Here is a 4,308-nt window from a genome sequence, read left to right on the forward strand (position 1 = left end):
ACCAGCCAGATAGCCAAGTCGCCCAACAAATCTGGGTTAACGTTACGACTCTTGGCTAGGTATTGGGAAAGGCTAACTCCAATTAACACTGCTGAGGCAATCAATAGTCCGTACCAGCGGATTGTTACCGGTCCGAGTTCAACGATTATTGGCCCGGGACTTGCAAATTGGAACCCTAGGGTTAGATGAGAGATTGCTTGCAGCATTGATTTATCCATAGGCAGCAAACCACAAATTTCATTGTAGTCTCCTACAGCATCGGTTAAGTCATCAGAAAACTAAGTAAATTGATGATGGGGTAATGGGATAATGGGATAATGGGGTGGTCAGGTGATAGAAATATCCTGTACAAGTGCTTGGTCTAGCTATTGCTAATTTTGTCAACTTCTATTACTTGACCAGCTCTCTAGCATTTCCTAATCTGGAGTGCGATGGTGGGAAGCAAAGGCTTAGATCAGCTTCTCCTATAACTGCTCAGCAGACAGTATAAATGGACTATATAGTTGTCAAAGTTTTGTGATTCCAAGAAATTAGCGTAACTTATCCATAGAAAAACCTTGACCTTCGGTCACGCTTTGCGAACAACCTTCTGACCTTGGCCAAAAGGCCACGCGATCGCTCGATTGCGGGACTCCGTCCATCGCGTTCAACCTACCCGACCAGGGACCCCAAAGGCCAACAACCAAATCACCTTCAACCCAAGATGAATTCCGAACAACTAGAATTAACTATAGGCTGGCTTTACCCTACCCTAATGAGTACCTACGGTGATCGTGGTAATGTCATCTGCTTACAACAACGAACCCAGTGGCGAGGCATTAGAGTCAATCTAATCCCCCTGGATCAGCAAACCCCTGCTGAGCAATTCTATAAAGTGGATATCTTCATGGGTGGTGGTGCTCAAGATAGACAGCAAGAAATTGTTATGCGAGACTTACAAGGTAGCAAAGCCAATGCCCTACAAGAAAAAATTGAAGCAGGTGTACCGGGAGTATTTACCTGTGGCTCACCTCAATTGCTAGGTAACTACTATGAACCCGCTCTAGGTAAGCGGATTCAGGGATTAGGGTTGCTGGATTTGGTCAGCAAGCATCCTGGCGTAGATGCTCGCCGTTGCATTGGTAATGTGGTATTTGAGATTACTGCATCACCCCTAGCCCAAGACTTAAAGGCTATGCTGGGGAAAAATCCAGTAGTGATTGGCTTTGAAAATCACGGTGGTCGTACCTATTTAGGTAATGTCGAACCCCTAGCTCAAGTGGTCAAAGGATATGGTAACAATGGGGAAGATGGCACAGAAGGAGCATTTTATCGAAATGCGATCGCAACCTACTCCCACGGTCCGCTGTTACCGAAAAACCCCTTTCTTGCTGATTGGCTGATCCAAACTGCCCTCAAGCAAAAGTATGATATACCAGTGTCCTTAGAACCACTGGATGATACCTTAGCAACCAAGGCAAGGGTGGCGATGTTTAAACGTCTTGCCCTGACTAACCTGAGTTGACTAGGACTAGTAGCAAGAAGTCGTGACTCTTACGGCTAATCGGTAATCGGTAATAGTAGAAATGTTTACCAATTACTAATCATCCACAGTCCCGACTTGAGTGGATAGCCCCTCAATGCCTCGTAAACGAATAAACTATTAACTATACCCCCTCCCAAGCACTTGAGCGAGGGATGAGGTTCTTTGACGGCGGTTAAAACCGCTGGTTTCGTAGTTCCTCCGCGCTTTAAAAAGCGGTGCGACCCCGGCGAGGTTCCCTCGCCATGGGAACGCGCACCAAGACAGACGCGGTTTCCCTACCCCGTAAAGTCAGATGACTGGAAAAGTAATCGATAGCAGTGCCACTGGAATTCTCATTCTAATCATCCCCTTCGCATTGGTGATGGTTCTGTTGCTAAAGGCATGGCCGATCGTACTGGCAATGCTAATCTTGATTATCATCATCAGGCTTTGGCAGCAATATCAATGGCAGAAGTGGACTCGGAAAGTTAATCCCTTCTTCAATCAACTGATTAAAGATAACCAAGGCTGTCTGACACCCATGGACTTGTCGATCAAGGCGGATATTTCTGGAACTGCAGCCAAACAGTATTTAGACAAAAAGGCAGAGGAGTTTGGAGCTCAGAGTAAAACCTATGATGACATTGGCACTGTTTATTACTTTCTGACTGCTAGCGCTCTCGGTAGTATCTTTGATCAGAGTGAACCCTCCTTCGACCCTGAAAGTGAATCCTCCTTCGAGCCTGAGAGTGAATCCAACACCAGTCAAGCAACCCCGTCTTTGGAACTACAGCTCCAACAAGATGAGTTCTCTAGCAATGACATCCCAAAACTGCAAGAAAATCCACGATCACAAGAATCTGTTGCCTCTAAACTAGCTGCCTTGACTGCTGACGCTTCAGGTGATCAAAAAAACCGGGTCAAAAAGAAGCAGGATAAGAAAGTTTATCAACCTCTGATCCAAGCCGAATTAGCCAAGCGACTGAATGTTCATGCCAGCACAGTTGGTAAACGTAAATCTGATGCCGACTTTTCACAATGGAGTCAAAGTAAAGATCCAGACGGAATTGCCTGGGAATATTCATCACAGAGAAAGGAGTTTTTGCCAATTGTGAACAATTAGGAAAATCTCGATAATTAGTTTGTTATTTGTCATATGTACCGAATAACTAATGACTAATCAGCCAGCTGGCCACAATGATAAGTATTCAACGGTAAATTATATCATACTAGCAATGATATAATACTACCTAAGGTTATAAAAAGCTAGGAACTAGGAAATGGAATGAGCAAGTTCTGGCTGGGTTGGGTAATTAAACCTGTCCAGAGCATCCCATTTATTCAACAGTTGGGATTTTAGTTGTTCAAATTTGAGCTTTAGTATGCGTCTGCTGACTATGGGTTGAGCTATAGGTTGTGAGGTTTGACCAGTATTAGCCGACTCTTGTAACATTTGGCATTGTTGGGGTTTAAGCGTTACGGTCATTACCTGGTTACAGCGTTGTGGTTCTTCAGTGGAAAACAAAAGTAGTCGATAGAAGCCTTTATCTGCTAAGCAACGAGTAATGGTCTGAACTTTCGAGGTTTTCAAGTCTAGATAACAAGGGAGTAACCGAGAGTCCTGTGCTTTAGACTGAAGTACAGTAACCCATAGTAGCATCGGATGAGGCGAATTGATGAAGACAAATTGACTGTGGGGCTTGCTGAATAGATAATACTGAATTTCTTCTGGAGATAACATCAAGCATAAGGTGGCAAAATTTCCCAAGCTGCTTGGTAAAATTGCTGGAAATATAATTTTGCTAATTGGTTTATCCTGGGGCCAGGATTGCTGTAGACACACTTGTAACATTTTAACTCCTGATTATCTATTTATAGTCTAATAAACCTATGAATAGCATCATTGAAAACTTCCTAAGCTGAAGGCAGAATCAATGAAATATTCCCCGCTAACCGTTGATGCTGTTAATTGGTTAAACTTGACATGCCATAAGGTTTCAGGTAAACTATCTACGCTCCCTAAGAATGATAGTGATGAAATATTCAACGGGTAAGTAGATTGTTGAGCGACTACTTCCTTAACCCCATCCTTATAATTCTGGAAAAACTTATTATTTATCAGGGTTCCAGAGATAAAATTTTCAGTCATTGGGGGAATCCCATTGACAAACATCAGGCAGGTAGTGAGAGCAGCTGCTTCGATAAAGGTTCTCCAATAACGATGGTTCATAAGTATAGTTAAGTTGATTGAGATATAGAAATAAGGCTTACTAGGATCCCAATTCAGTAATCAATGGCGGTCGTTATCCTAGGGTTATTCATGGTTCACAGTCCTCTTCACCGAACGCCTAAAGTGTACGAAAAATTACTGAATTGATGCTATAGTTTAAGGATGAAGTTTGGATGTTTGCGATTGCGTTTTTGTTGTGTTTGAGTTGATGTATACCAATCACTCACCAGAAATGGAAGAGGGTGAAAAGGGAAAAGGCTTGCAGGCAAAATCGATATCTTCTTGCCTGACGTTTAACATCATCTTTTGTCCGAGAACAACCAACGGTCGGACTGGGAGAGTGGGATAGAATAAAATATATAGCAGTCGCCAGGGCAGTTAGGACATGACAAAAGTCTCACACCCTTTGTAAGCGATGCAGAGGTGCGACCCGTGGCGAATTTAATTGGGTGCGGCTCTTTTAAAAGTACGGTAGACTAGATCTCAGTAAAACTGACAAATTAGTCAGAGTAATAGTTTGAGTCAATACCTCCTGGTGGGTGACCAGCTGAAAAAGTCAGCAGTAGTTCAGGAA

The 4,308-nt window shown here is 43.3% G+C and carries 5 protein-coding genes; 2 read left to right on the forward strand and 3 right to left on the reverse strand.

Features of this window, described 5'->3' with window-relative positions:
- Positions 1-206: prolipoprotein diacylglyceryl transferase family protein (locus F6K37_RS33195; protein WP_287254929.1), on the reverse strand; the 206-nt coding region annotated here is incomplete at its 3' end.
- A 497-nt stretch (positions 207-703) separates the two neighbouring features.
- Between F6K37_RS33195 and F6K37_RS33200 the strand changes: the two genes are divergently transcribed.
- Positions 704-1,504, forward strand: coding sequence for a type 1 glutamine amidotransferase (locus F6K37_RS33200; protein WP_044491798.1), 801 nt, complete (start codon positions 704-706; stop codon positions 1,502-1,504).
- Positions 1,505-1,817: 313 nt separating this feature from the next.
- On the forward strand, positions 1,818-2,627 hold the full coding sequence (locus F6K37_RS33205) for a hypothetical protein (protein ID WP_008177664.1): 810 nt from the start codon (positions 1,818-1,820) through the stop codon (positions 2,625-2,627).
- A gap of 150 nt (positions 2,628-2,777) precedes the next feature.
- On the opposite strand, the gene F6K37_RS33210 is transcribed toward F6K37_RS33205, so the two are convergent.
- Both F6K37_RS33210 and F6K37_RS33215 read right to left on the reverse strand, forming a co-directional pair.
- Positions 2,778-3,356, reverse strand: a complete 579-nt coding sequence (locus F6K37_RS33210; RefSeq protein WP_008177665.1) for a hypothetical protein — start codon at positions 3,354-3,356, stop codon at positions 2,778-2,780.
- A 48-nt stretch (positions 3,357-3,404) separates the two neighbouring features.
- The gene (locus F6K37_RS33215) at positions 3,405-3,734 is read right to left on the reverse strand and encodes a hypothetical protein (RefSeq protein WP_008177667.1); all 330 of its coding nucleotides are present in this window, start codon (positions 3,732-3,734) and stop codon (positions 3,405-3,407) included.
- Positions 3,735-4,308 lie beyond the last annotated feature (574 nt).

The sequence above is a fragment of the Moorena sp. SIO4E2 genome (assembly GCF_010671945.1).
Classification (GTDB): Bacteria; Cyanobacteriota; Cyanobacteriia; order Cyanobacteriales; family Coleofasciculaceae; genus Moorena; species Moorena producens.

Excerpts from the sequence above, each read along its gene's own strand:
- F6K37_RS33200 (WP_044491798.1), top strand. The coding sequence starts at position 704 with ATGAATTCCGAACAACTAGAATTAACTATAGGCTGGCTTTACCCTACC.
- F6K37_RS33205 (WP_008177664.1), top strand. The coding sequence starts at position 1,818 with ATGACTGGAAAAGTAATCGATAGCAGTGCCACTGGAATTCTCATTCTA.
- F6K37_RS33210 (WP_008177665.1), bottom strand. The coding sequence starts at position 3,356 with ATGTTACAAGTGTGTCTACAGCAATCCTGGCCCCAGGATAAACCAATT.
- F6K37_RS33215 (WP_008177667.1), bottom strand. The coding sequence starts at position 3,734 with ATGAACCATCGTTATTGGAGAACCTTTATCGAAGCAGCTGCTCTCACT.